The sequence below is a fragment of the Tepidibacter hydrothermalis genome, from assembly GCF_029542625.1.
Lineage (GTDB): Bacteria > Bacillota > Clostridia > Peptostreptococcales > Peptostreptococcaceae > Tepidibacter_A > Tepidibacter_A hydrothermalis.
The window spans coordinates 3872277-3899175 of sequence record NZ_CP120733.1 but is presented as its reverse complement, the minus strand read 5'-3'; the positions used below and the strand labels follow the sequence as shown (position 1 = coordinate 3899175).

At 36.2% G+C, this 26899-nt stretch carries 18 protein-coding genes and 5 rRNA genes; 6 read left to right on the top strand and 17 right to left on the bottom strand.

Annotated features, from left to right (window positions below):
- Positions 1-4 precede the first annotated feature (4 nt).
- From P4S50_RS18420 to dnaA, 17 genes are all read right to left on the bottom strand, one after another.
- A 23S ribosomal RNA gene (locus P4S50_RS18420) occupies positions 5-2923 on the bottom strand.
- A gap of 86 nt (positions 2924-3009) precedes the next feature.
- Positions 3010-4526, bottom strand: a 16S ribosomal RNA gene (locus P4S50_RS18415).
- Between the two features lie 1196 nt (positions 4527-5722).
- Positions 5723-5839: ribosomal RNA gene (rrf, locus tag P4S50_RS18410) — 5S ribosomal RNA — on the bottom strand.
- Between the two features lie 60 nt (positions 5840-5899).
- Positions 5900-8818: ribosomal RNA gene (locus P4S50_RS18405) — 23S ribosomal RNA — on the bottom strand.
- Positions 8819-8904: 86 nt separating this feature from the next.
- A 16S ribosomal RNA gene (locus tag P4S50_RS18400) occupies positions 8905-10421 on the bottom strand.
- The 16S, 23S and 5S rRNA genes sit together here, the layout of an rRNA operon.
- Before the next feature lie 306 nt (positions 10422-10727).
- Complete coding sequence (locus P4S50_RS18395) at positions 10728-11504, bottom strand: SigB/SigF/SigG family RNA polymerase sigma factor (RefSeq protein ID WP_277732275.1); 777 nt, start codon at positions 11502-11504, stop codon at positions 10728-10730.
- Positions 11504-11890 carry an ATP-binding protein gene (locus tag P4S50_RS18390; RefSeq protein WP_277734779.1) on the bottom strand — a complete coding sequence of 129 codons (387 nt, stop codon included), beginning with the start codon at positions 11888-11890 and terminating at the stop codon, positions 11504-11506. Before P4S50_RS18390 ends, P4S50_RS18395 begins: the two co-directional genes overlap by 1 nt.
- A 59-nt stretch (positions 11891-11949) precedes the next feature.
- On the bottom strand, positions 11950-12267 hold the full coding sequence (locus P4S50_RS18385) for an STAS domain-containing protein (RefSeq protein WP_277732274.1): 318 nt from the start codon (positions 12265-12267) through the stop codon (positions 11950-11952).
- A gap of 15 nt (positions 12268-12282) precedes the next feature.
- Positions 12283-12558, bottom strand: coding sequence for a hypothetical protein (locus tag P4S50_RS18380; RefSeq protein ID WP_277732273.1), 276 nt, complete (start codon positions 12556-12558; stop codon positions 12283-12285).
- Between the two features lie 3 nt (positions 12559-12561).
- Positions 12562-12822 carry a YtxH domain-containing protein gene (locus P4S50_RS18375; protein WP_277732272.1) on the bottom strand — a complete coding sequence of 87 codons (261 nt, stop codon included), beginning with the start codon at positions 12820-12822 and terminating at the stop codon, positions 12562-12564.
- Between the two features lie 216 nt (positions 12823-13038).
- Positions 13039-15465 carry a DNA gyrase subunit A gene (gene gyrA / locus P4S50_RS18370; protein WP_277732271.1) on the bottom strand — a complete coding sequence of 809 codons (2427 nt, stop codon included), beginning with the start codon at positions 15463-15465 and terminating at the stop codon, positions 13039-13041.
- Between the two features lie 20 nt (positions 15466-15485).
- Positions 15486-17387: a DNA topoisomerase (ATP-hydrolyzing) subunit B gene (gene gyrB / locus P4S50_RS18365; protein WP_277732270.1), complete on the bottom strand. Its 1902-nt coding sequence runs from the start codon at positions 17385-17387 to the stop codon at positions 15486-15488.
- Positions 17387-17650: an extracellular matrix regulator RemB gene (remB, locus tag P4S50_RS18360; RefSeq protein ID WP_277732269.1), complete on the bottom strand. Its 264-nt coding sequence runs from the start codon at positions 17648-17650 to the stop codon at positions 17387-17389. Before remB ends, gyrB begins: the two co-directional genes overlap by 1 nt.
- Before the next feature lie 12 nt (positions 17651-17662).
- The gene (recF, locus tag P4S50_RS18355) at positions 17663-18766 is read right to left on the bottom strand and encodes a DNA replication/repair protein RecF (protein ID WP_277732268.1); all 1104 of its coding nucleotides are present in this window, start codon (positions 18764-18766) and stop codon (positions 17663-17665) included.
- A 16-nt stretch (positions 18767-18782) separates the two neighbouring features.
- Complete coding sequence (gene yaaA / locus P4S50_RS18350) at positions 18783-18989, bottom strand: S4 domain-containing protein YaaA (protein WP_277732267.1); 207 nt, start codon at positions 18987-18989, stop codon at positions 18783-18785.
- Positions 18990-19227: 238 nt separating this feature from the next.
- Positions 19228-20337: a DNA polymerase III subunit beta gene (gene dnaN / locus P4S50_RS18345; protein ID WP_277732266.1), complete on the bottom strand. Its 1110-nt coding sequence runs from the start codon at positions 20335-20337 to the stop codon at positions 19228-19230.
- A gap of 227 nt (positions 20338-20564) precedes the next feature.
- Positions 20565-21884, bottom strand: a complete 1320-nt coding sequence (dnaA, locus tag P4S50_RS18340; protein WP_277732265.1) for a chromosomal replication initiator protein DnaA — start codon at positions 21882-21884, stop codon at positions 20565-20567.
- A 1254-nt stretch (positions 21885-23138) separates the two neighbouring features.
- On the opposite strand from dnaA, the gene rpmH reads away from it, so the two are divergent.
- From rpmH to mnmE, 6 genes are all read left to right on the top strand, one after another.
- The gene (rpmH, locus tag P4S50_RS18335; protein WP_099189744.1) at positions 23139-23273 is read left to right on the top strand and encodes a 50S ribosomal protein L34; all 135 of its coding nucleotides are present in this window, start codon (positions 23139-23141) and stop codon (positions 23271-23273) included.
- A 62-nt stretch (positions 23274-23335) separates the two neighbouring features.
- On the top strand, positions 23336-23686 hold the full coding sequence (gene rnpA, locus P4S50_RS18330) for a ribonuclease P protein component (RefSeq protein ID WP_277732264.1): 351 nt from the start codon (positions 23336-23338) through the stop codon (positions 23684-23686).
- 10 nt (positions 23687-23696) lie between these two features.
- On the top strand, positions 23697-23918 hold the full coding sequence (gene yidD, locus P4S50_RS18325; protein ID WP_277732263.1) for a membrane protein insertion efficiency factor YidD: 222 nt from the start codon (positions 23697-23699) through the stop codon (positions 23916-23918).
- 30 nt (positions 23919-23948) lie between these two features.
- Positions 23949-24632 (top strand): YidC/Oxa1 family membrane protein insertase, encoded by a 684-nt coding sequence (locus P4S50_RS18320; protein WP_277732262.1) that lies wholly within the window; start codon positions 23949-23951, stop codon positions 24630-24632.
- A gap of 4 nt (positions 24633-24636) precedes the next feature.
- Complete coding sequence (jag, locus tag P4S50_RS18315; RefSeq protein ID WP_277732261.1) at positions 24637-25260, top strand: RNA-binding cell elongation regulator Jag/EloR; 624 nt, start codon at positions 24637-24639, stop codon at positions 25258-25260.
- 175 nt (positions 25261-25435) lie between these two features.
- Complete coding sequence (mnmE, locus tag P4S50_RS18310; RefSeq protein ID WP_277732260.1) at positions 25436-26815, top strand: tRNA uridine-5-carboxymethylaminomethyl(34) synthesis GTPase MnmE; 1380 nt, start codon at positions 25436-25438, stop codon at positions 26813-26815.
- The last annotated feature ends 84 nt before the right edge of the window (positions 26816-26899 follow it).

The following is a 26899-nucleotide window of genomic DNA, read 5'->3' as shown; positions in this document are numbered from 1 at the left end:
ATAAAAGGTTAAGTCCTCGATCTATTAGTATTCATCAGCTGAACTCATTACTGAGCTTACACCTTGAACCTATCAACCAGGTAGTCTTCCTGGGATCTTACTCATAAAGATGGGAAATCTTATCTTGAGGTTGGCTTCGCGCTTAGATGCTTTCAGCGCTTATCCATTCCATACATAGCTACCCAGCTATGCCACTGGCGTGACAACTGGTGCACCAGAGGTATGTCCATCCCGGTCCTCTCGTACTAAGGACAGCTCCTCTCAAATTTCCTACGCCTGCGACGGATAGGGACCGAACTGTCTCACGACGTTCTGAACCCAGCTCGCGTACCACTTTAATGGGCGAACAGCCCAACCCTTGGGACCTACTACAGCCCCAGGATGTGATGAGCCGACATCGAGGTGCCAAACCTCCCCGTCGATGTGGACTCTTGGGGGAGATAAGCCTGTTATCCCCAGGGTAGCTTTTATCCGTTGAGCGATGGCCCTTCCACGCGGAACCACCGGATCACTAAGCCCGACTTTCGTCCTTGCTCGACCTGTATGTCTTGCAATCAAGCTCCCTTTTGCCTTTGCACTCTTCGCACGATTTCCGACCGTGCTGAGGGAACCTTTGGGCGCCTCCGTTACATTTTGGGAGGCGACCGCCCCAGTCAAACTGTCCACCTGACAGTGTCCCAAGACCAGATTCATGGTCTATGGTTAGAATCTCAATATTACAAGGGTGGTATCCCAAGGGTGACTCCACGAAAACTGGCGTTCTCGTATCTCAGTCTCCCACCTATCCTGTACATGTAATATCGAAATCCAATGCCAGGCTACAGTAAAGCTCCATGGGGTCTTTCCGTCCTGTCGCAGGTATCCGGCATCTTCACCGGAATTACAATTTCACCGAGTCTTTTGTTGAGACAGTGCCCAAATCGTTACGCCTTTCGTGCGGGTCGGAACTTACCCGACAAGGAATTTCGCTACCTTAGGACCGTTATAGTTACGGCCGCCGTTTACTGGGGCTTAAGTTCAATGCTTCGACTTACGTCTAACACATCCCCTTAACCTTCCAGCACCGGGCAGGCGTCAGCTCCTATACATCGTCTTTCGACTTAGCAGAAACCTATGTTTTTGGTAAACAGTCGCTTGGGCCTATTCTCTGCGGCCTCTTCGGGCATACACCCTAATGAGGCACCCCTTATCCCTAAGTTACGGGGTCATTTTGCCGAGTTCCTTAACAAAAGTTCTCTCGCTAGCCTTAGAATTCTCTTCTCACCCACCTGTGTCGGTTTGCGGTACGGGTACCTTTAATCTCAGTAGAGGCTTTTCTTGACAGCATGAAATCGACTACTTCGCTACTTAATTTCGCTCCCCATCACACCTCAGAATTGCACCGACGGATTTGCCTATCAGTGCTCCCTTAATGCTTGGACCTACATCCAATAGTAGGATAGCCTATCCTTCTGTGTCACCCCATTCTTCAAACGATTATCGGTAGTACAGGAATCTCAACCTGTTGTCCATCACCTACGCCTTTCGGCCTCGGCTTAGGTCCCGACTAACCCTGAGCGGACGAACCTTCCTCAGGAAACCTTGGGTTTTCGGCCCGTAGGATTCTCACCTACGTCTCGCTACTCATGCCAACATTCTCTCTTCACTGCAGTCCACTAGTCCTTCCGGTCTAGCTTCAACCCGCAGTGAATGCTCCCCTACCCATTGACAAAGTCAATGCCGTAGCTTCGGTAGTAAGTTTTAGCCCCGATAATTTTCGGCGCAGGATCACTCGACCAGTGAGCTATTACGCACTCTTTGAATGAATGGCTGCTTCTAAGCCAACATCCTGGTTGTCTGTGCAATCCCACATCCTTTACCACTTAACTTACATTTAGGGACCTTAGCTGACGGTCTGGGCTGTTTCCCTCTCGACTATGAATCTTATCACCCACAGTCTGACTCCCAAGCAAAAGATAAAGGCATTCGGAGTTTGATAGTCTTCGGTAACCCATAGGGCCCCTAGGACATTCAGTGCTCTACCTCCTCATCTCTAAGCTTGAGGCTAGCCCTAAAGCTATTTCGGGGAGAACCAGCTATCTCCGAGCTCGATTGGAATTTCACCTCTACCCACAGCTCATCCCCGCACTTTTCAACGTGCGTGGGTTCGGACCTCCACGAAATTTTACTTTCGCTTCATCCTGGCCATGGGTAGGTCGCTCGGTTTCGGGTCTACGACAAGTAACTGAATCGCCCAGTTAAGACTCGCTTTCGCTACGGCTCCAGACCCTAAGTCCTTAACCTTGCTACTTATCGTAACTCGTTGGCCCGTTCTACAAAAAGTACGTGGTCACACTAATAATGTGCTCCCACAGCTTGTAGGCATAGGGTTTCAGGTTCTATTTCACTCCCCTTCCGGGGTTCTTTTCACCTTTCCCTCACGGTACTATACGCTATCGGTCACCAAGGAGTATTTAGCCTTGGGGGGTGGTCCCCCCAGCTTCCCACAGGGTTTCACGTGTCCCGTGGTACTCTGGAGTATGCTTGATGGTCTTCTCGTTTAATCTACAGGACTATTACCTTCTACGGTGGGTCTTTCCAAACCTCTTCGACTACAATACCTCCATCTTAATAAGCATATCCTCAACCCCTATGAAGAAAACTTCATAGGTTTGGGCTAATCCCCTTTCGCTCGCCGCTACTCAGGGAATCGATTTTTCTTTCTCCTCCTCGGGGTACTTAGATGTTTCAGTTCCCCCGGTTCCCCTCCTTAGACTATGAATTCATCTAAGGATACCTAGACATTACTCTAGGTGGGTTTCCCCATTCGGAAATCTCCGGATCAAAGATTGCTTGCATCTCCCCGAAGCTTATCGCAGCTTACCACGTCCTTCATCGGCTCTTGGTGCCAAGGCATCCGCCCTACGCCCTTAATAACTTAACCTAAATTTATTTAAATCTGTTCAATTTTCAAAGTACTATTTTGAGGAATAAACCCTCAAAATTAAACAGTAGGTTATTTCTCCTTAGAAAGGAGGTGATCCAGCCGCACCTTCCGATACGGCTACCTTGTTACGACTTCACCCCAGTCATTGATTTCACCTTCGGCAGATTCCTCCTTACGGTTGGATATCTGACTTCGGGCGCCCCCAACTTCCGTGGTGTGACGGGCGGTGTGTACAAGACCCGGGAACGCATTCACCGCGACATTCTGATTCGCGATTACTAGTAACTCCAGCTTCATGCAGGCGAGTTTCAGCCTGCAATCCGAACTGAGACTAGCTTTAAGAGATTAGCTTGACCTCGCGGTTTCGCAACTCTCTGTACTAGCCATTGTAGCACGTGTGTAGCCCTAAGCATAAGGGGCATGATGATTTGACGTCATCCCCACCTTCCTCCGAGTTATCCTCGGCAGTCTCTCTAGAGTGCCCATCCGAAATGCTGGCAACTAAAGATAAGGGTTGCGCTCGTTGCGGGACTTAACCCAACATCTCACGACACGAGCTGACGACAACCATGCACCACCTGTCACCTCAGTCCCCGAAGGGAAAGCTTCGATTAAGAAGCGGTCTGAGGGATGTCAAGCTTAGGTAAGGTTCTTCGCGTTGCTTCGAATTAAACCACATGCTCCGCTACTTGTGCGGGTCCCCGTCAATTCCTTTGAGTTTCACTCTTGCGAGCGTACTCCCCAGGCGGAGTGCTTAATGCGTTAGCTGCGGCACCGAGGGGGGTAACCCCCGACACCTAGCACTCATCGTTTACGGCGTGGACTACCAGGGTATCTAATCCTGTTCGCTCCCCACGCTTTCGTGCCTCAGCGTCAGTTACAGTCCAGAGAGCCGCCTTCGCAACTGGTATTCCTCCTAATATCTACGCATTTCACCGCTACACTAGGAATTCTACTCTCCTCTCCTGCACTCAAGCCCTACAGTTTCAAAAGCTTACTACGGTTGAGCCGTAGCCTTTCACTTCTGACTTGCAGGGCCGCCTACGCACCCTTTACGCCCAGTTATTCCGGATAACGCTTGCCCCCTACGTATTACCGCGGCTGCTGGCACGTAGTTAGCCGGGGCTTCCTCCTAAGGTACCGTCATTATCTTCCCTTAGGACAGAGCTTTACGACCCGAAGGCCTTCATCGCTCACGCGGCGTTGCTGCATCAGGGTTTCCCCCATTGTGCAATATTCCCCACTGCTGCCTCCCGTAGGAGTCTGGACCGTGTCTCAGTTCCAGTGTGGCCGATCACCCTCTCAGGTCGGCTACCCATCGTCGCCTTGGTAAGCTTTTACCTCACCAACTAGCTAATGGGACGCGGGTCCATCCTACACCGATAAAATCTTTGACATTTTTAAGATGCCTTAAAAATGTATTATCTCGTATTAGCATATCTTTCGATATGTTATCCGTGTGTATAGGGCAGGTTACCCACGCGTTACTCACCCGTCCGCCGCTAAGATTAAGAAGCAAGCTTCTTAATCTCCGCTCGACTTGCATGTGTTAGGCACGCCGCCAGCGTTCATCCTGAGCCAGGATCAAACTCTTAAATAAAAGTTTGTCAGTACTCAGTAACTGACTTTATGTGTTGTTTCCGAAAATCACTGTTTGTGATTTATTTATAACCTACTGTTTAATTTTCAAAGTTCATTTTGTGTTTCGTGTTTGCCTCGTTGTCGAGGACAAGTAATAATATATCACCTTTGGACACATTCGTCAACACTTTTTTTAAAGTTTTTTATAATTTCTTTTTAATTCTATATTAAGTGCTTATCATAAGCTCTTTTCACTATATTATCTACATAAAACATATATTTAAAACATTTTATTTGTAAATATTATATAGAATTTTAATTTAATATTAATAAAATTTTTGATTTACGCCAACAAATTATATCAATTAAAATAGTTTAATATTTAGCTTTTTAATTACTATTGTCCAAATATTCAAAATTATACAGTATCTTATTATACAAAAAATCAACTTGCTAGTATAAAATATTTTATAAATAAGTGTAAATACTAAATATAAAAATAGATATGTTAATCATGTAACCTTCCCTAATTTCATATGTGATTCCAAATTGCTCCTCTTAATACGTCTTTATAGCTTCTAAGCGAATATATTACAGACATATATATACATTTGTATAAAAGATAGTAACCTTACAATCTATACGTGTCTTTACCCAAATAACTTTTATTATAATACTTATATTGATATATTAAAAAATTCTTATGTCTTATGATTTTTAAGAAGTTTAACTATATTTCCCAAAGTTCATTATTGATATTATTTTTTTATATATCAAACTCTTCGAGTAAACAGGAAGGTTTTATTATAAGTACTAGATTTACTGATTATATATACACACTAAAAATGAGATTTATTAAAATGTTAGAAAATTACTTAAATGTTCTTTCTTATTTCAGCTCTTCAAGTAGTTACTTAGTCTTTTTTTCTAGTGTTCTAGATTTATTATATTTAAGATTACACTCAATACTAAAAATGAGCCTCATTAATAATGTTAGCTACTTTTTGGTTAATATTTTACTATGATACTTAGGTTGAGATGTTAAAATATACGTTAAAAAACTTCTTGTGTCTGACCGTAAGGGATTTCAAGAAGTTTTAGTATGTTTCATAAGGCTCAGCCTTAGTATTATTAAAATATTGACTTAAGTAGCGGTATTTTAATGAGGCTCATTTTGGATCAGACATCAAATAAAAAAACGCATAAAAAAAGATTACGTGGCTACGTCCTACTCTCCCAGGGGGCTGCCCCCCAAGTACCATCGGCGCTAAAGAGCTTAACTTCTGTGTTCGGAATGGGAACAGGTGTATCCTCTTTGCTATAATAACCACATAATCTTTTAAGTTGTAAGTATTAGATTTTAATACTTTCAAAATTGACCAGATTTAATAAAAGGTTAAGTCCTCGATCTATTAGTATTCATCAGCTGAACTCATTACTGAGCTTACACCTTGAACCTATCAACCAGGTAGTCTTCCTGGGATCTTACTCATAAAGATGGGAAATCTTATCTTGAGGTTGGCTTCGCGCTTAGATGCTTTCAGCGCTTATCCATTCCATACATAGCTACCCAGCTATGCCACTGGCGTGACAACTGGTGCACCAGAGGTATGTCCATCCCGGTCCTCTCGTACTAAGGACAGCTCCTCTCAAATTTCCTACGCCTGCGACGGATAGGGACCGAACTGTCTCACGACGTTCTGAACCCAGCTCGCGTACCACTTTAATGGGCGAACAGCCCAACCCTTGGGACCTACTACAGCCCCAGGATGTGATGAGCCGACATCGAGGTGCCAAACCTCCCCGTCGATGTGGACTCTTGGGGGAGATAAGCCTGTTATCCCCAGGGTAGCTTTTATCCGTTGAGCGATGGCCCTTCCACGCGGAACCACCGGATCACTAAGCCCGACTTTCGTCCTTGCTCGACCTGTATGTCTTGCAATCAAGCTCCCTTTTGCCTTTGCACTCTTCGCACGATTTCCGACCGTGCTGAGGGAACCTTTGGGCGCCTCCGTTACATTTTGGGAGGCGACCGCCCCAGTCAAACTGTCCACCTGACAGTGTCCCAAGACCAGATTCATGGTCTATGGTTAGAATCTCAATATTACAAGGGTGGTATCCCAAGGGTGACTCCACGAAAACTGGCGTTCTCGTATCTCAGTCTCCCACCTATCCTGTACATGTAATATCGAAATCCAATGCCAGGCTACAGTAAAGCTCCATGGGGTCTTTCCGTCCTGTCGCAGGTATCCGGCATCTTCACCGGAATTACAATTTCACCGAGTCTTTTGTTGAGACAGTGCCCAAATCGTTACGCCTTTCGTGCGGGTCGGAACTTACCCGACAAGGAATTTCGCTACCTTAGGACCGTTATAGTTACGGCCGCCGTTTACTGGGGCTTAAGTTCAATGCTTCGACTTACGTCTAACACATCCCCTTAACCTTCCAGCACCGGGCAGGCGTCAGCTCCTATACATCGTCTTTCGACTTAGCAGAAACCTATGTTTTTGGTAAACAGTCGCTTGGGCCTATTCTCTGCGGCCTCTTCGGGCATACACCCTAATGAGGCACCCCTTATCCCTAAGTTACGGGGTCATTTTGCCGAGTTCCTTAACAAAAGTTCTCTCGCTAGCCTTAGAATTCTCTTCTCACCCACCTGTGTCGGTTTGCGGTACGGGTACCTTTAATCTCAGTAGAGGCTTTTCTTGACAGCATGAAATCGACTACTTCGCTACTTAATTTCGCTCCCCATCACACCTCAGAATTGCACCGACGGATTTGCCTATCAGTGCTCCCTTAATGCTTGGACCTACATCCAATAGTAGGATAGCCTATCCTTCTGTGTCACCCCATTCTTCAAACGATTATCGGTAGTACAGGAATCTCAACCTGTTGTCCATCACCTACGCCTTTCGGCCTCGGCTTAGGTCCCGACTAACCCTGAGCGGACGAACCTTCCTCAGGAAACCTTGGGTTTTCGGCCCGTAGGATTCTCACCTACGTCTCGCTACTCATGCCAACATTCTCTCTTCACTGCAGTCCACTAGTCCTTCCGGTCTAGCTTCAACCCGCAGTGAATGCTCCCCTACCCATTGACAAAGTCAATGCCGTAGCTTCGGTAGTAAGTTTTAGCCCCGATAATTTTCGGCGCAGGATCACTCGACCAGTGAGCTATTACGCACTCTTTGAATGAATGGCTGCTTCTAAGCCAACATCCTGGTTGTCTGTGCAATCCCACATCCTTTACCACTTAACTTACATTTAGGGACCTTAGCTGACGGTCTGGGCTGTTTCCCTCTCGACTATGAATCTTATCACCCACAGTCTGACTCCCAAGCAAAAGATAAAGGCATTCGGAGTTTGATAGTCTTCGGTAACCCATAGGGCCCCTAGGACATTCAGTGCTCTACCTCCTCATCTCTAAGCTTGAGGCTAGCCCTAAAGCTATTTCGGGGAGAACCAGCTATCTCCGAGCTCGATTGGAATTTCACCTCTACCCACAGCTCATCCCCGCACTTTTCAACGTGCGTGGGTTCGGACCTCCACGAAATTTTACTTTCGCTTCATCCTGGCCATGGGTAGGTCGCTCGGTTTCGGGTCTACGACAAGTAACTGAATCGCCCAGTTAAGACTCGCTTTCGCTACGGCTCCAGACCCTAAGTCCTTAACCTTGCTACTTATCGTAACTCGTTGGCCCGTTCTACAAAAAGTACGTGGTCACACTAATAATGTGCTCCCACAGCTTGTAGGCATAGGGTTTCAGGTTCTATTTCACTCCCCTTCCGGGGTTCTTTTCACCTTTCCCTCACGGTACTATACGCTATCGGTCACCAAGGAGTATTTAGCCTTGGGGGGTGGTCCCCCCAGCTTCCCACAGGGTTTCACGTGTCCCGTGGTACTCTGGAGTACGCTTGATGGTCTTCTCGTTTAATCTACAGGACTATTACCTTCTACGGTGGGTCTTTCCAAACCTCTTCGACTACAATACCTCCATCTTAATAAGCATATCCGCAACCCCTATGAAGAAAACTTCATAGGTTTGGGCTAATCCCCTTTCGCTCGCCGCTACTCAGGGAATCGATTTTTCTTTCTCCTCCTCGGGGTACTTAGATGTTTCAGTTCCCCCGGTTCCCCTCCTTAGACTATGAATTCATCTAAGGATACCTAGACATTACTCTAGGTGGGTTTCCCCATTCGGAAATCTCCGGATCAAAGATTGCTTGCATCTCCCCGAAGCTTATCGCAGCTTACCACGTCCTTCATCGGCTCTTGGTGCCAAGGCATCCGCCCTACGCCCTTAATAACTTAACCTAAATTTATTTAAATCTGTTCAATTTTCAAAGTACTATTTTGAGGAATAAACCCTCAAAATTAAACAGTAGGTTATTTCTCCTTAGAAAGGAGGTGATCCAGCCGCACCTTCCGATACGGCTACCTTGTTACGACTTCACCCCAGTCATTGATTTCACCTTCGGCAGATTCCTCCTTACGGTTGGATATCTGACTTCGGGCGCCCCCAACTTCCGTGGTGTGACGGGCGGTGTGTACAAGACCCGGGAACGCATTCACCGCGACATTCTGATTCGCGATTACTAGTAACTCCAGCTTCATGCAGGCGAGTTTCAGCCTGCAATCCGAACTGAGACTAGCTTTAAGAGATTAGCTTGACCTCGCGGTTTCGCAACTCTCTGTACTAGCCATTGTAGCACGTGTGTAGCCCTAAGCATAAGGGGCATGATGATTTGACGTCATCCCCACCTTCCTCCGAGTTATCCTCGGCAGTCTCTCTAGAGTGCCCATCCGAAATGCTGGCAACTAAAGATAAGGGTTGCGCTCGTTGCGGGACTTAACCCAACATCTCACGACACGAGCTGACGACAACCATGCACCACCTGTCACCTCAGTCCCCGAAGGGAAAGCTTCGATTAAGAAGCGGTCTGAGGGATGTCAAGCTTAGGTAAGGTTCTTCGCGTTGCTTCGAATTAAACCACATGCTCCGCTACTTGTGCGGGTCCCCGTCAATTCCTTTGAGTTTCACTCTTGCGAGCGTACTCCCCAGGCGGAGTGCTTAATGCGTTAGCTGCGGCACCGAGGGGGGTAACCCCCGACACCTAGCACTCATCGTTTACGGCGTGGACTACCAGGGTATCTAATCCTGTTCGCTCCCCACGCTTTCGTGCCTCAGCGTCAGTTACAGTCCAGAGAGCCGCCTTCGCAACTGGTATTCCTCCTAATATCTACGCATTTCACCGCTACACTAGGAATTCTACTCTCCTCTCCTGCACTCAAGCCCTACAGTTTCAAAAGCTTACTACGGTTGAGCCGTAGCCTTTCACTTCTGACTTGCAGGGCCGCCTACGCACCCTTTACGCCCAGTTATTCCGGATAACGCTTGCCCCCTACGTATTACCGCGGCTGCTGGCACGTAGTTAGCCGGGGCTTCCTCCTAAGGTACCGTCATTATCTTCCCTTAGGACAGAGCTTTACGACCCGAAGGCCTTCATCGCTCACGCGGCGTTGCTGCATCAGGGTTTCCCCCATTGTGCAATATTCCCCACTGCTGCCTCCCGTAGGAGTCTGGACCGTGTCTCAGTTCCAGTGTGGCCGATCACCCTCTCAGGTCGGCTACCCATCGTCGCCTTGGTAAGCTTTTACCTCACCAACTAGCTAATGGGACGCGGGTCCATCCTACACCGATAAAATCTTTGACATTTTTAAGATGCCTTAAAAATGTATTATCTCGTATTAGCATATCTTTCGATATGTTATCCGTGTGTATAGGGCAGGTTACCCACGCGTTACTCACCCGTCCGCCGCTAAGATTAAGAAGCAAGCTTCTTAATCTCCGCTCGACTTGCATGTGTTAGGCACGCCGCCAGCGTTCATCCTGAGCCAGGATCAAACTCTTAAATAAAAGTTTGTCAGTACTCAGTAACTGACTTTATGTGTTGTTTCCGAAAATCACTGTTTGTGATTTATTTATAACCTACTGTTTAATTTTCAAAGTTCATTTCGTGTTTTCTCTGTGGCCGTGTCGGCTACAAGTAATAATATATCACTTATTCTTTCATGTGTCAACACTTTTCTACATTTTTTTCAAATATATATTTAAATTCAAATTTACAATGTTTATGTTTAATATAATTTACTATTCTTTATAAAATATAAAACTAGGATTACTTAAGTTGGACAAGATAATTTGTTCAACTTAAGTAATTAGTTATATTTTTTCATATTCTTGCCTTAGTTTCATAACTATCTTTTTTTCTATCCTAGATATTGTCATTTGAGATACATTTAATTCTTTTGCAAGTTCACTTTGTGTCTTATTCTCAAAAAATCTATCTTTCATAATTTTAATTTGAACTTCATCAAGAGTCTTCATAAACTTGTTCAAGAAATCTTCATTATCTATTTTCGAAAAGTTTTTGTCTTCATCTCCCATTAAATCTATTAGTTTAACTTGCTTATCATCTCCATCATTATCATAAGTTATATCTAATGATTTAGTGTTATATCCTTGAGATGCTTCCATGGCCTCTAAAACTTCTTCTTCCGAACACCCCAAATAAGCAGCTATATCTATAACCTTAGGAACCTTCTGATTTCTTTGCTGAAGCTCTACTTTAGCTTTATTAACTTTTTTAGATAATTCCTGTATTCTTCTTGGTACTCTTATAGCCCAACCTTTATCTCTAAAATACTTCTTTATTTCTCCAACTATTGTAGGAGTTGCAAAACTTGAAAATTCGTACCCTTTTTCCACATCAAATCTATCAATAGCATATATAAGACCTAATGATCCAACTTGATAAATATCTTCATATTCGATCCCTTTATTAATAAATTTTTTAGATAATATATCTACTATATACATATAATTTTCAATCAATCTATTTCTTATATCTCTATCTTTTGTTTCTTTATATTCTCTAAATAATTCTTTAGTATCTATTAATTTATCTTTATTATTTGTAGCTTTTGCTACATTTCTCATTAAATATCAGCTCCTAAATGCTTAGTCATTTTTATTATTGAGCCAGACCCTTCTTCAGATGTAAATTCAACTTCATCCATGAGGCTTTTAATAATAAAAAGACCTAATCCACCTTCTTTAGGATTTAATAAATCTGGTTCTTCTATTTTACACGGGTTGCATCCTTTTCCATCATCTTTTATAACTATAGATAAACTACTATCAGATACTAAAAATTTAATATAGAAATTTTTATCTAATCCATGCTTTATAGCATTAGTACATCCTTCAGCTACAGCAACCTTTATATCTTCTATTTCCTCTATGTCAAATCCCATTCTGTTTGCAATTGCAGAAACAGTTAACCTTATAACCCCTACATACTCGGGTTTACTTGGCATATTCATCTCTATTATATCTATTGTATTATCTTCCTTATCTTCTTTATTAATTACTGGTGTCAACGCTATCCCTCCACTTTAAATATTTTATCTAAACCAGTTATATTGAAAATCTTCTTTACATTTTGTTTTGCATTAGTTATATATATATCCCTTTCATCTGTTTTTAATCTTTTTAATATTCCAATTAATACTCCTAATCCCGTAGAATCTATATATTCTAAATTAGAAGCATTTAAAATTACATCTTTTGATTTTGAAGATATACACTCTATTAAAACATCTTTTAGCTCATTAGCTGTATATATATCAATTTCTCCATGTACATCTATATTCCATGCATCCTTATTATCATTAAAACTCTTATTTATTATAATTGACATATTCAACGCTCCTTCTTACTTTTTTTTGAAAAATATTTTGTTTACAAATTTTACACTCTCTATAACTCCTGATATATTACTTCCAAGTGAAATTACCTTTTCAACATCTCCAGTTATACTATCTAAATTTGTAACTATATTACCTACTTTTTTTTCATTTTCTTCTATCATTTTATTTACATTAACTATTATCTTACTAGATGATTTTATTGCATTTCCTAAGTTTATGCAAACAAATACGAATCCTATAGCCATTATCAATATACCTAATTGCCATACACTAATTTCCATGTTTTATTCTTCCTCCTCATCGAAAGTCTTACTTATGACTATTTCATCTTGAGTTTGAATAATTTCATCTTCACTTAATCTATCAATTATGTTTTTCATGTAACTTTTAACTTTTGTCTTAAATTCTTCAGGCTCGTTTACTATATCTCTAGTTGTTTTTAATACATCTTCTCTAGATTCTTTACCACTCTTTGGTGCAAATAGCAAAGCTATTATAGCCCCTATCATACCTCCAAATATAAAATATCCACTCTTTTTGATCACATTAAAGCCCCCTTTTTACACGAATCAAGTTATCCGAAAGCTAAGAGTTCTAAGACTCCATCCTCTTTAGGTTGAAGGTAAGAACTCTACAGCTTCTGGATAAGTTCAACTAACCTTCATATGGAGTTACAAACTCCACCTGAAGATAAGTTTTACTTGATTAATTTTAAAATTATTTTATCAGATTTTATATGAAAAAAGAATAGGATTTAACCCCTATTCTTCTCCAACTATTTTAGCCATAGACACTACGTAACATTCCTCATCTGTTCTCATCAGTTTAACACCGCTTGTTACTCTACTAAGCTTAGATATTTGTGCTACATCAATTCTGATTAATACACCATCAGAATTAATCATCATAAGCTCATCTTCTTCATTCACTACATTAGCTCCTATTAAGCTTCCTGTCTTTTCATTTATATTATAAGTTTTAAGGCCTTTTCCACCTCTATTTTGTATTCTATATTCATCTACAGAACTTCTCTTTCCATAACCATTTTCACTTACAACTAGAAGTTCACTTCCTTCATCTACAAGTTCCATAGCAACTACTATATTGTCTTTATTAAGACTTATACCTTTAACTCCCATGGCACTTCTTCCCATTTCTCTAACATCTTTCTCACTGAATTTAATAGCCATACCATCTTTACTAACTAACATAATCTCTTGATCTCCGTTAGTTATCTTAACTCCTATAAGCTCATCATCTTCTCTTAAGCTAATAGCTATTAATCCATTTCTATTACTTTTTCTAAATTCACTTAAGGCAGTCTTTTTGATTATACCATTCTTAGTACAAAGAACTAGGTACTTTTCATCTTCAGACTCCACCATTGGAATTAAAGCTGTTATCTTTTCTTCCTTATCAAGAGGAATTAAGTTTACCATAGCAGTTCCCTTAGCTTGTCTCTTTCCTTCAGGTATTTCATAAGCATTTATTCTATACACTCTACCTTTGTTAGTAAAACAAATAAGTTTACTATGAGTAGTCGTAGTTATTAGATGCTCTACAAAATCCTCTTCTCTAGTAGTTAAAGCTGATATTCCTTTTCCACCTCTATTTTGACTCTTATAAGTATCAGATGGAAGTCTCTTTATGTATCCAAAATGAGTTAAAGTTACAGCTATTTCTTCATCTTCAATTAAATCCTTAATATCGATCTCACCTGCAACTGCTTGTATATCAGTCTTTCTATCATCACCATATTTATCTCTTATAAACGTAATTTCATCTTTTATAAGATTTAAAAGGATCTTCTCATCTCCTAATATCTCTTTTAATCTATTTATAATCTTTAATAACTCTTCATACTCATTCTCAATCTTCTCTATTTCAAGACCAGTAAGCTTTTGAAGTCTCATATCAAGTATAGCTTGTGCTTGAATCTCACTAAAATCAAATCTCTCGATAAGACTTATTTTAGCTTCTTGTCCATTTTTAGAAGCCTTTATAATACTAATAACTTCATCAATATTATCAAGAGCTATCTTTAATCCCTCTAATATATGAGCTCTTTCCTCTGCTTTTCTTAATTCATATTGAGTTCTTCTAGTTACAACATCTTTTTGATGCTCTAAATAATAATATAGCATCTGCTTTAAATTAAGAACCTTAGGCTCTCCATGTACAAGAGATAACATTATTATACTAAAAGTATCTTCAAGTTGAGAATGCTTATAAAGCTTGTTAAGAACTATATTTGCATTAGCATCTCTTTTGATCTCTATAACAATTCTCATACCTTTTCTATTACTTTCGTCTCTAAGGTCTGATATTCCTTCAACCTTCTTCTCTTTAACAAGATCAGCTATCTTCTCAACAAGCTTAGCTTTATTAACAAGATAAGGAATTTCTGTTATTACTATTTGCTCTCTACCTTTTGCTGTTTGTTCTATTTCAGCTTTAGCTCTTACTTTTGCTTTTCCTCTACCAGTTCTATAAGCCTTCATAACACTTTCTCTACCCATTATTGTAGATCCAGTTGGGAAGTCTGGTCCCTTTATAAACTCAGTAAGCTCATCTACATCACACTCTGGATTATCAATTAAATGAACAACTCCATCTATAACCTCTCTTAAATTGTGAGGAGGAATAGACGTTGCCATACCAACAGCTATACCATTAGATCCATTAACTAATAAGTTAGGGAATCTAGATGGAAGAACTGAAGGCTCCTTTAACGTATCATCAAAGTTAGCTGTATAATCTACAGTCTCTTTATCTATATCTCTTAAAAGTTCCATTGTAAGCTTTTGCATTTTAGCTTCAGTATAACGCATTGCAGCTGGAGAGTCTCCATCTACTGATCCAAAGTTACCATGACCATTAACCAAAGGATATCTAGTAGAGAATTCTTGTGCCATTCTAACCATAGCATAATATACTGCAGTATCCCCATGTGGGTGATACTTACCTAGTACGTCCCCGACTATACGGGCCGATTTTCTATATGATTTTTCAGGAGTTAAATTAAGCTCACTCATAGAGTAAAGAATTCTTCTATGAACAGGCTTTAATCCATCTCTTACATCAGGAAGTGCACGTCCAACTATTACACTCATCGCATAATCAATATACGATTTTTTCATTTCATCTTCTATCTCAACAGGGACTATCCTATCTTTATATTCATTCATTTAAATATCCCCTCTCCTTCTTATACATCTAAATTATCTACATATTTTGCATTTTCTTGTATAAAGTTTCTTCTAGGCTCAACCTTATCTCCCATTAACGTAGAGAATACCTCATCTGCCATAGAAGCATCTTGAATAGAAACTTGAAGCAATGTTCTTGTATCTGGATTCATAGTAGTATCCCATAATTGCTCAGCATTCATCTCTCCAAGACCCTTATATCTTTGAAGGTTGACACCTTTTCTTCCTATTTCATCTAAAATAGAATTCATTTCTTTATCTGAATAAGCATAGACTTCTGTCTTACCTTTTTTTATCTTATACAATGGTGGTTGAGCTATATAAACATATCCATTATCTAATAAAGGTCTCATATATCTAAATAATAAAGTAAGAAGAAGCGTTCTTATGTGTGCTCCATCGACGTCGGCATCGGTCATTATAACAATCTTGTGGTATCTAAGTTTTTCACTATCAAACTCATTTGATATTCCACATCCAAATGCTGTTATCATATTTCTTATCTCTTCTGAATTTAATATTTTATCCAATCTTGATTTTTCAACATTTAGTATCTTACCCTTAAGAGGAAGTATAGCTTGAGTTTCTCTATCTCTACCTTGCTTGGCAGAACCACCGGCTGAATCCCCTTCGACTAAGTATACTTCACTTTTAGCTGGATCTTTTTCCGAACAATCAGCAAGCTTTCCAGGAAGAGATGTACTACCAAGGATACTCTTTCTTCTTGTAAGCTCTCTTGCTTTTTTAGCTGCTGCTCTTGCTCTTTGAGACCTAAGAGACTTATCAATTATTACTCGAGCACTTGCTGGATTTTCCTCTAAGAAACCTCCAAAAGCTTCAACTGTAACTCCCTCTACTATACTTCTAATCTCAGGATTTCCAAGCTTAGTCTTAGTTTGTCCTTCAAACTGAGGATCAGGAAGTTTTATAGAAATAATAGCAGTAAGACCTTCTCTTATGTCTTCACCTAATAAATTCGAATCTTTATCTTTTAAGAAACTATTTCTTCTTGAGTAGTCATTTACAATTCTAGTTAATGCACTCTTAAATCCACTTAAATGACTTCCACCTTCATGTGTATTTATATTATTCGCAAAAGCATGTATATTTTCAGTATACATATCTGTATACTGCATAGATATTTCAACTATATATTCTTCTACTTTTCTTTCAAAATAAATAACATCTTCATGAAGAACAGTTCTAGTCTTATTTAAATGATTTACAAACTCAACAATTCCACCCTCATAGTGGAATTCTTTTTTCTTTTCTTTATCCGCTCTCTTATCTTCTAAGATTATCTTAATACCTTTATTTAAAAAAGCTAACTCTCTAAGTCTATGCTCTAATGTTTCATACTTAAATACAACTTCTTCAAATATTGTAGCATCTGGTTTGAATTTTATAGTAGTACCTGTTTCATCTGTAGTTCCAACTACATTCAATTCAGACTTTGGATTTCCTCTTTCATATCTTTGGGAATGAATTTTTCCGTCTCTTTTAACACTAACTTCAATCCACTCAGATAGTGCATTCACTACAGAAACCCCTACTCCGTGTAGACCTCCCGAAACCTTATATCCACCTTCTCCAAACTTTCCTCCTGCATGAAGTACAGTTAAAACTGTTTCTACAGTAGACTTACCTGTTTGTGGATGTTTCTCTACAGGTATTCCACGACCATTATCTACAACACATACGCTTCCATCATTTTCTAGAGAAACGTATATCTCATTACAGTATCCAGCTAAAGCTTCGTCAATACTGTTGTCTACTACCTCATAAACTAAATGGTGAAGTCCTCTTGGACCAGTAGATCCTATGTACATACCAGGTCTTTTTCTTACAGGTTCTAATCCTTCTAATACTTGAATCTGACTTGCTCCATATTCTTTATTCATTATATTACCTCCGTTTCCAAGAAAGCAGGATTACTTGTTCCAGCTCTTTTTAAAAGGGTCATCGATGAAATAGGTGAATAGTATACATAAAATTTATTATCACTATTTGTAACTATAATAGATTTAGGATTTTGGTCTGTTAACTTAATTGTTTCATATATTTGCTCACTTGCTTTTTCAAAATCATAAGAGCACTTTGAATCAAGTATAAATATAATGTCACTAATCAAAATGTCACAATCTCCTCCTAAGTGCAAAAACATAATAAAATCCTCCTACTGGCTAGCCCTTCCTTTTTCAATATAAATTATATTTACATCTTTTTTATCTTCAAAGATCAGTTTATGATTCTCCTCAGCACTAGTTATAAAAATTTGAATATTCTCAAACTCTTCAATCAATAATTTCTGCCTTTTCTGATCTAATTCACTAAATATATCATCTAATAAAAGTATTGGATATTCTAATGTTTCTTCTTTTATAAGCTCTATCTCTGACAACTTCAATGATATAGAAGCTGTTCTTTGCTGTCCTTGAGATCCATATAATCTAACATCTAATGAATTTATAAAAATACTAATATCATCTCTATGTGGTCCAATTTTAGTGGTTCTGTATTGTTTATCTAAATTTCTACTAGATTTTATTTTTTCTAAAAACTTATTTTTTAAAATGTCTAAACCATCATCATCACTTACGTGAATTTGATTTACATATTCTATTTTTAAATCCTCTACATCACTAGTTAGATTTTTATGAATTTTTTTAGATAACAACTCTATCTTCTTTATAAAATCTCTTCTATACAGATATATGTATTTAGCATACTCACTTAATTTTTCGTCATATATATCAAGCAAATTTTCATCTAAGTAATTAGATTTTAAAAGTTTATTTCGCTGAGTTAGTATTTTGTTGTAATTAGAAATGTAATTATAATACAAGGGAATTATTTGACTTATTTCTCTATCTATAAATTTTCGCCTTTCTTTTGGACCATCTTTCACAAGCTTTAAATCTTCTGGCGAAAATATAACAACATTTAAATTTCCTAATAATTGCATAATTTTATCTATCGAAACTTTATTTACCTTTATACCTTTTTTCATATTATTTCCAATAACTAGCTCTATTATATTATCATCGTTTTTCTTGGAAAATATTCCACCAATGTAAGTATTTTCACTGTTAAATCGTATTAATTCTTTGTCTTTGTTAGTTCTAAAGGATTTTCCTATACTCATTAGGTATATAGCTTCTAATATATTAGTTTTTCCTTGTCCATTTTTTCCTAACAATAAGTTTATTCTTTTATCGAAATCTAAATATAATTGATCGTAGTTTCTGTAATTAACAAGTTTGATACTTTTTAAGTACACAAAAAGCACTCCTATCCTATAGCACCTGTATCTTCATTCCTTCAACTTCTACAATATCATTTGATCTTATTTTTTTTCCTCTTTGATACTCAACTTTACCATTAACTTTAACTTCTCCATCTTGTATCATGCTCTTAGCATGACCACCAGATCCTACCATGTCAGCTAATTTCATAAGTTGGTCTAACTTTATAAACTCTGAATCTATTTTAATTTGTTTCATAAAAAACTCCTCCTACATATTTAATGCATCTCTATATTATATCATACATATAAATAAAAAATGCTATAGAAAATTAAAAAAAATTCGTCTACTCGCTACCTCGGTGACTCATGTCGACAACAAGTCTCACGACTCTGTTGCTTAAAATAGTTGCAAGTTTAGACCTTCCATCAATGTTATCCACAAAACGAAAATTTTATAATGCCTTAATATAAAAAACCCAACTTAATAGTTGGGCTTATGAATTAGCAGAAATTCTTACTGGTAGTAATAAATATATATAATTATCGCCAGTTACAGGTTTTAAAATACATGGGCTTACATTAGTCGTAAGTTCTAGATATATTTCATCAGAATCTAAAATCTTTAAAGCTTCTATAAAATATCTTGAGTTAAAAGCAATGTCTAGATCTTCACCTTCTAAAACAATAGGAATTTCTTCATGTACATTTCCTATCTCAGAATTAGAAGTTATAGTCATATTATCATCTCTTATAGAAAATTTAACTAAATTATTTTTACCTTCTTTAGCTAGAAGAGAAGCTCTTTCTATACTATTTAACAATTTCTTAGTATCAACTTTTACTCTTAAGTTATATTCTCTAGGTATTAGTTGGTTATAATTTATAAATTCACCTTCTAAAAGTCTAGTTATTATTTTTGTATCTTTTATTAAGAAAAGACAATGTTTATCTGTAAACGCTATTTTAAAAGTACCTTCTTCTTCAGATAAAATTCTGTTAACTTCATTCAGAGCTTTTCCTGGTATTATAACTTTACTGTTTCCAACATTATTTTCTATGTTAGAACTTCTAATAGCTAATCTATATCCATCTAATGCTACTAAATTTATATCATTATCGTGTACTTCTAAAAGTTCTCCCATAAGTACAGGTTTACTTTCATCTTGAGATATAGCAAAAACAGTTTGCTTTATCATATTTTTGAATAATTCTTCAGGAAGCTCATAAAATCTATTCTCATCAACTTCTTCAGGTTTTGGATATTCACTTGGGTCATGACCTTTTATTTTAAACTCCGAACTTTCACATGTAATGCATATATTATTCTCTGAATCAGTAGTTATTTCAACAAGTGAATCTGGTAATTTTCTTATAATATCTCCAAATAATCTAGAATCAATAACTATAGAACCGTCTTCTATTATCTCTGCATCTAAAAAAGTTTCTATCCCCAGGTCTAAATCATTACCAATCAATTTTATTTTGTTATCAAGAGTTTCAATGAATATTCCTTTTAAAATAGGTAATGTCGTTTTATTAGAAACTCCTTTTTGAACAGTACTTACTTTATTAGCTAAGATTTTTTGGTTACAAATTATTTTCAATGTGGATAACCTCCTTTGAATAAATAGAACATAAATATAACAAAAAAGATAGTAGTAATAGTAATAGGGGCTGTTGATTTGTGGATAAGTCACTTTGAGCATTTAAACAAGTATTGTTGACGTGTTAATAGAATGTTGATTACTTGGTACATTTTATTAACATTTTTAAACATCAAAAAAATTATTCACAATCTATTAAGATATTATCAACTGCCGATTGTGAATAACTACTCTTTTAAATCACTGATCATTTTATCTATTCTATCTTTTATATCTGAGTTGTTTTTTATATCATTAACTATCTTATCATGTGCGTGAATTACAGTAGTATGATCTCTACCTCCAAATTCTTCTCCGATCTTAGGTAAAGATAAATCTGTAAGTTCTCTAGTTAAGTACATTGCTATCTGTCTTGGATATGCAATTGCTCTAGTTCTTTTTTTAGAACTAAAATCGTCCATTTTGATATTAAAGTATTCAGAAACCTTTTCTTTTATAAGATTTACATTCAATTCCTGCGGTTTAGAAGAAGAAATAATATCTTTCAAAGCTTCAATGGCAAGTTCAAATGAGATTTCTTTATTTGTAAGAGATGAATAGGCTACAACTCTAGTTAGTGCCCCTTCAAGTTCTCTTATATTCGATTTTATATATTTAGCTATATAAGACATAACTTCATTTGGTACAGTTATATTCTCCGTTTGAGCTTTTTTTCTAAGAATAGCAATTCTTGTTTCGAAGTCAGGAGCCTGAATATCAGTTATAAGTCCCATTTCAAATCTAGATCTTAATCTATCCTCTAAAGTAGGTATTTCTTTAGGAGGTCTATCACTAGATATTATAATTTGTTTATTGGCTTCGTGTAGAGTGTTAAATGTATGGAAGAATTCCTCTTGAGTTCTTTCTTTACCAGCGATAAATTGAATATCATCAACTAATAAAACATCTACATTCCTATATTTATTTCTAAATTCTTCATTTCTATCATCTTTTATAGAGTTGATAAGCTCATTTGTAAATTTTTCAGATGATACATAAACTACTTTTGCATTTTTTGTATGAGCTAAAATATGATGCCCAATAGCTTGCATTAAATGGGTTTTTCCAAGTCCAACACCTCCATATAAGAAAAGAGGATTGTAAGCTCTAGCTGGAGCTTCTGCAACAGCGACACATGCAGCATGTGCAAATCTATTACTATTTCCTATAACAAATGTATCAAAAGTGTATTTAGGATTTAGGTTTGAATAGCTTGGAATCTCTATTTTAGATGTGTTTTCATTTTCAAAATCCCTTAGTTCTTCTTCATCTAATATAAACTTTATCTTGTATTTTGAAGAAGATATTTGATTTATAGAGCTTTCTATTAAATTCATATATCTAGCCTCTAAAATTCCTTTAGTAAAATCATTAGGAACAGATAACAATATAGTATTACCTGTTATTTGTAGAGGTTCGATAGGGCTAAAAAAAGCATTAAAACTCGCAGGAGTTAATTCTGTTTTTATTAATTTAAGAGAATTGTTCCATAAGGAAAGTAAATCCATATTAATTACCTCCTAGGTTTATTTAATAATTTCCACAAAGTTATTAACAATAATTTAGTTTAAAATAATATATGTCAAATAATAAAATAAAAAATATTTTATTGAGGATATTTGAATTATTTTTGTGGATAAACATGTATAAAAAGACATGAATCTATATAAATTTGAGCAATAATAAAAATTGTTGATAAAGTTATTATAAATATCAACAATTCGTTTTTTATGTATATAAGTGATAATAAAGTTTAAAATATAATATTATACACAGGTTTATCCACAGAATGTGTATAACTATAATAATTTCTATTTATTTATTCACATTATCAACAGGTAAAATTATAATATCAAATATTGTTATAAACTTCAATACAATAAATACAATTTATCCACATTATTAACCCTATGTGGATAATATTATGTAGATAATTATTCTGTTTTGTTGACCTATTTTGTAAAACTATATATATACACAGTTAAAAAGAGCGTAAAATAGAAGAGGTTATTCTTATTAATTTTTAATACTTATTTAAATATTGACTTAAATCACATAAAATATATCTAAAAACAGGAATTTTTTATAACGAATAGGAAATTATATGATTTTCAAATTGTAGATAACATTGATGAAAAACTACACTTACAACTATTTTTGAGCAACGGAGCCCGTAGGGATCGTTGGCGACATGAGTCACGGCGTTAGCGAGTAGACGAATTTTTTATAGAAAAGAACTTTAAGGGGTTGTGGATTTAATAATGTAATACCCTTTATAAGCAAGTATTGTGGAAAAATACTAAAGAGATTATAAAACTTTCACTTTGTGTATAACATTGAGGTAACAACTGAAATTTTAGCAGCTAGAAAGTACATTATAATATGTAAATGAATAATTTAAATCTTGCTGGTTAACATAAAGTGAAACTTAATTTAGATGGAGTTTTTATTCCAACTGAATTTTTAGTTGCGTAAGTGCCCTGTGGGTAAACTAATCCAGAAGCTGTAGAGTTCTTATATCTAGACTAAGAGGATGGAGTATTAGAACTCTTAGCTCTCGGATAAATAATCGATAGATAATTTTTGGTTATTTCAAAAATTAGTTTTTTTACCATTATATAAATTAATATTAATACAAAAATTCGTTGACAATAAAAAGCAATAATTATATAATTTTATAGGTAGTATGCTCACTTTCAAATAAGGTGATCTAATTTAAAAATTTAAAATAGAAGAATATACAATGGAAGGCGGTGTTTTGGATGAAAAGAACTTATCAACCAAAAAAGAGACAAAGAAAGAAAGAACATGGATTCAGAAAGAGAATGAAGACTACAAGTGGAAGAAGAATTCTTAAGAAGAGAAGAGACAGAGGAAGAAAAAGATTAACAGCTTAGTTTATTAGGGGCCGCTAGAAGTGGTCCTTTTGTGCAATTTACAGGCTGGAGGAAATTAAAATATGGATTTTGTGAATGCTAATGGAATAAAAAAAGACTCCGATTTTAGACAAGTTTATAAAAGTGGAAAGTCATTTGCAAATAGGCTATTGGTTATGTATGTTGTAAAAAACAACTTAGATATAAATAGAGTTGGTTTTTCAGTTTCTAAAAAAATTGGAAAAGCTGTAGTTAGAAATAAAGTTAAGAGAAGAATGAGAGAGAGCTTCAGACTATGTTCTAATGATAATATGATTAAGTTAGGATATGACTTTGTTTTTATAGCTAGAATGCCAATTAGTGAATCGGACTTTATATCAACTCAAAAATCAATGATAAATTTATTTAAAAAAGGAAATATAATAAGACGATAAGGAGATTGTAATGAGTAAATATATAATTGGTCTTTTTAAGTTAATTATAAGATTTTATCAAAAGTTTCTATCTCCAATCAAAGGTAAGACCTGTAGATTTTATCCTACTTGTTCTCAATACGCTATAGACGCTTTAGAAAAGTATGGATTTTTAAAAGGGTCTTATTTGTCTATAAAGAGAATTTTAAAATGTCATCCTTTCCACGAGGGCGGATATGACCCTGTGGAATAATTAATATATGTAAATGTAGGAGGTTTTTATATGGATTTGTTTCCAAACTCTCTAGGTGCGCTATTAAAAATCGTATTCAATATAGTAGGTGACTATGGATGGTCTATAGTTATATTTACTATAATAGTTAAAGGAGCATTGCTTCCACTTACTTTATCTCAAACAAGATCGATGAAGGCAATGCAGGAAATACAACCGAAGATAAAAGAAATACAAGAAAAATATAAAAATGATCAAGAAAAGATGAATCAAAAAGTTATGGCACTTTATAAAGAGCATAAAGTAAATCCTGTAGCAGGTTGCCTACCTTTAATAGTTCAAATGCCTATATTAATAGGACTTTTCTCAGCGTTAAGAGATCCAGCTAAATATGTATTTGGATCAGAAGCTGTTTATAAGGCTATAGATACAAGTTTTTTATGGCTTCCTAATTTATCAAACCCAGATGTAATAATGGTAGGCGGATTTGCTTTACCTTGGATATTACCAATTATAGCTGCTCTTACTACTTATATATCATCTGCTATGATGACTCCAAAAGGAGGCAAGAAAGATTCAACTCAAACTATGATGCTTTATTTTTTCCCATTAATGATATTATGGTGGGGTAAAAGTTTCCCAGGAGGACTTACATTGTACTGGGTAGTAAGTAATATATTCCAAATTATTCAACAGCAGTTTATTATTAAACCTGCTAAAGCCAAGGGGGAGTAATAGAATGAGATTCTTAGAGGTAACAGGGAAAACAATAGAAGAAGCTTTAGATAAAGCTTTGAGAGAGTTAAATGTTACTAAAGAAGATGTAGATATAGATATTTTAGAACAACCAAGTAGGGGATTTTTAGGATTTATAGGAACTAAAGCAGCTAAAATAAAAGTAACAGTAAAGGCTACTCCTAAAGATTTAGCAAAAAAGTTTATTCAAGATATATTAGATTGTATGGATATAGATAGTGAAATAAAGATATCTCAAAAAAATAATGATATAAGCATAAATCTAACAGGTGAAGATGCAACTTCTTTAATAGGAAAAAGAGGATATACTCTTGATTCACTTCAGTTTTTAACTGGACTAGTAGTAAACAAAAGCTCTAATACTAAGATGAGAGTTTTAATAGATATTCAGAACTATAGAGAGAAAAGAGAAAAGTCTTTGATAAGATATTCTAGAAAATTAGCTAAACAATGTGCTAAAACTAGAAAGACTATAAAGCTTGAATCTATGAATCCTTATGAAAGAAGGATTGTACATTCAGCACTTCAAAATGATAGATATGTTAAAACTTACAGCGAGGGAATAGATCCTAACAGAAAAGTTGTTATATCGGTTAAAAATAAGTAAAAACAAAAAACCTCCTAGTGTTTAAGGAGGTTTATTTTTTGTCATGAGAATATAAGATAGCATGATGTTAAATTTTATATAGTTGGTTATCATAAATTTAAGAGTTATAATATATAGAATAAGAATTATTTTAAATTAGAACAAAGCGAATTTTAATAATAAAGAGGTGGTTTACTTGTATATAGATGATACTATTGCAGCTATTGCTACAGCTCCAGGAGAAGGTGGAATAGGAATAGTTAGAATGAGTGGCGAAAAAGCTCTTGATATAGCAGAGAGTGTATTTGAGTCTGTTAATAAAAAAAGTATAAAAGATCATAATCCAAGAACTTTAATATATGGAAATATAATAGATGATGGAAAGATTATAGATGAGGTATTGCTTGCTTATATGAAAGGTCCTCACACTTATACTAAGGAAGATGTTATAGAGATTAACTGCCATGGAGGGTTTATCTCTGTAAAAAAAATATTAGAGTTAGTTCTTAAAAAAGGAGCTAGATTAGCAGAAGGTGGAGAATTTACAAAAAGAGCATTTTTAAATGGAAGAATAGATCTATCTCAAGCAGAGGCTGTTATGGATATAATAAATGCTAAAACTGATATGAGTTATAATGTAGCTCAAAGTCAACTAGAGGGAAGTCTTTCATTTAAGATAAAAGAACTTAGAAATAAAGTAACTGAACTTCTTGCACACGTTGAAGTTGCAATAGATTTTCCAGATGAAGATGTAGAACATATAACTTATGAAAATTTATATAATAAGTCAAAAGAGTTAAGAAAAGAGATAATAAACCTTTATGAAACGTCTGAAACTGGAAAAATAATAAGAGATGGTCTTAAAACTGTTATAGTAGGGAAACCTAATGTAGGTAAATCATCTTTACTAAATGCAATACTTAAAGAATCTCGTGCTATAGTTACAGATATACCAGGAACTACTAGAGATGTAATAGAGGAATTTGTAAATATAAATGGAATACCTCTTAGAATAATAGATACAGCAGGTATTAGAGATACTGAGGATGTTGTAGAAAAAATAGGAGTACAAAAATCAAGAGAATTCTTTGAATCAGCAGATCTTGCTATACTTGTTCTTGACGCATCAAGAGAATTATCGGTAGAAGATATAGATATACTTGAAAATGTCAAAAACAAAAATACTATAGTTTTAATAAATAAGACTGACCTTGAAAATAAAATGGATGAAGATAAGATAAAAGAATATATAGATGAAAAAAGAATAATAAAGATATCTGCTCTAGAAAGAAAAGGAATAGATAAATTAGAAAATGAAATTGCCGATATGGTATATAAGGGTAATGTTTCACAAGGTGATAGTGTTATGATAACTAATGTTAGACATAAGGATTCACTAGAGAGAGCTATAAATTCTATAAATGATGCTATAAATGCTATTGAAGATAATATGGCTCTTGATTTTATAGAAGTAGATCTTAAAAATATCTGGGATTATCTTGGTGAAGTTAGCGGAGACACAGTATCTGAGGACTTGTTAGATACTATATTTAGAGATTTCTGTATAGGAAAATAGATATTAATAGAGCGAAACTTAATTCAGATGGAGTTTTTACTCTAACTGAATTTTTAGTTGTGTAAGTGACCTTGGGTAAGCTAA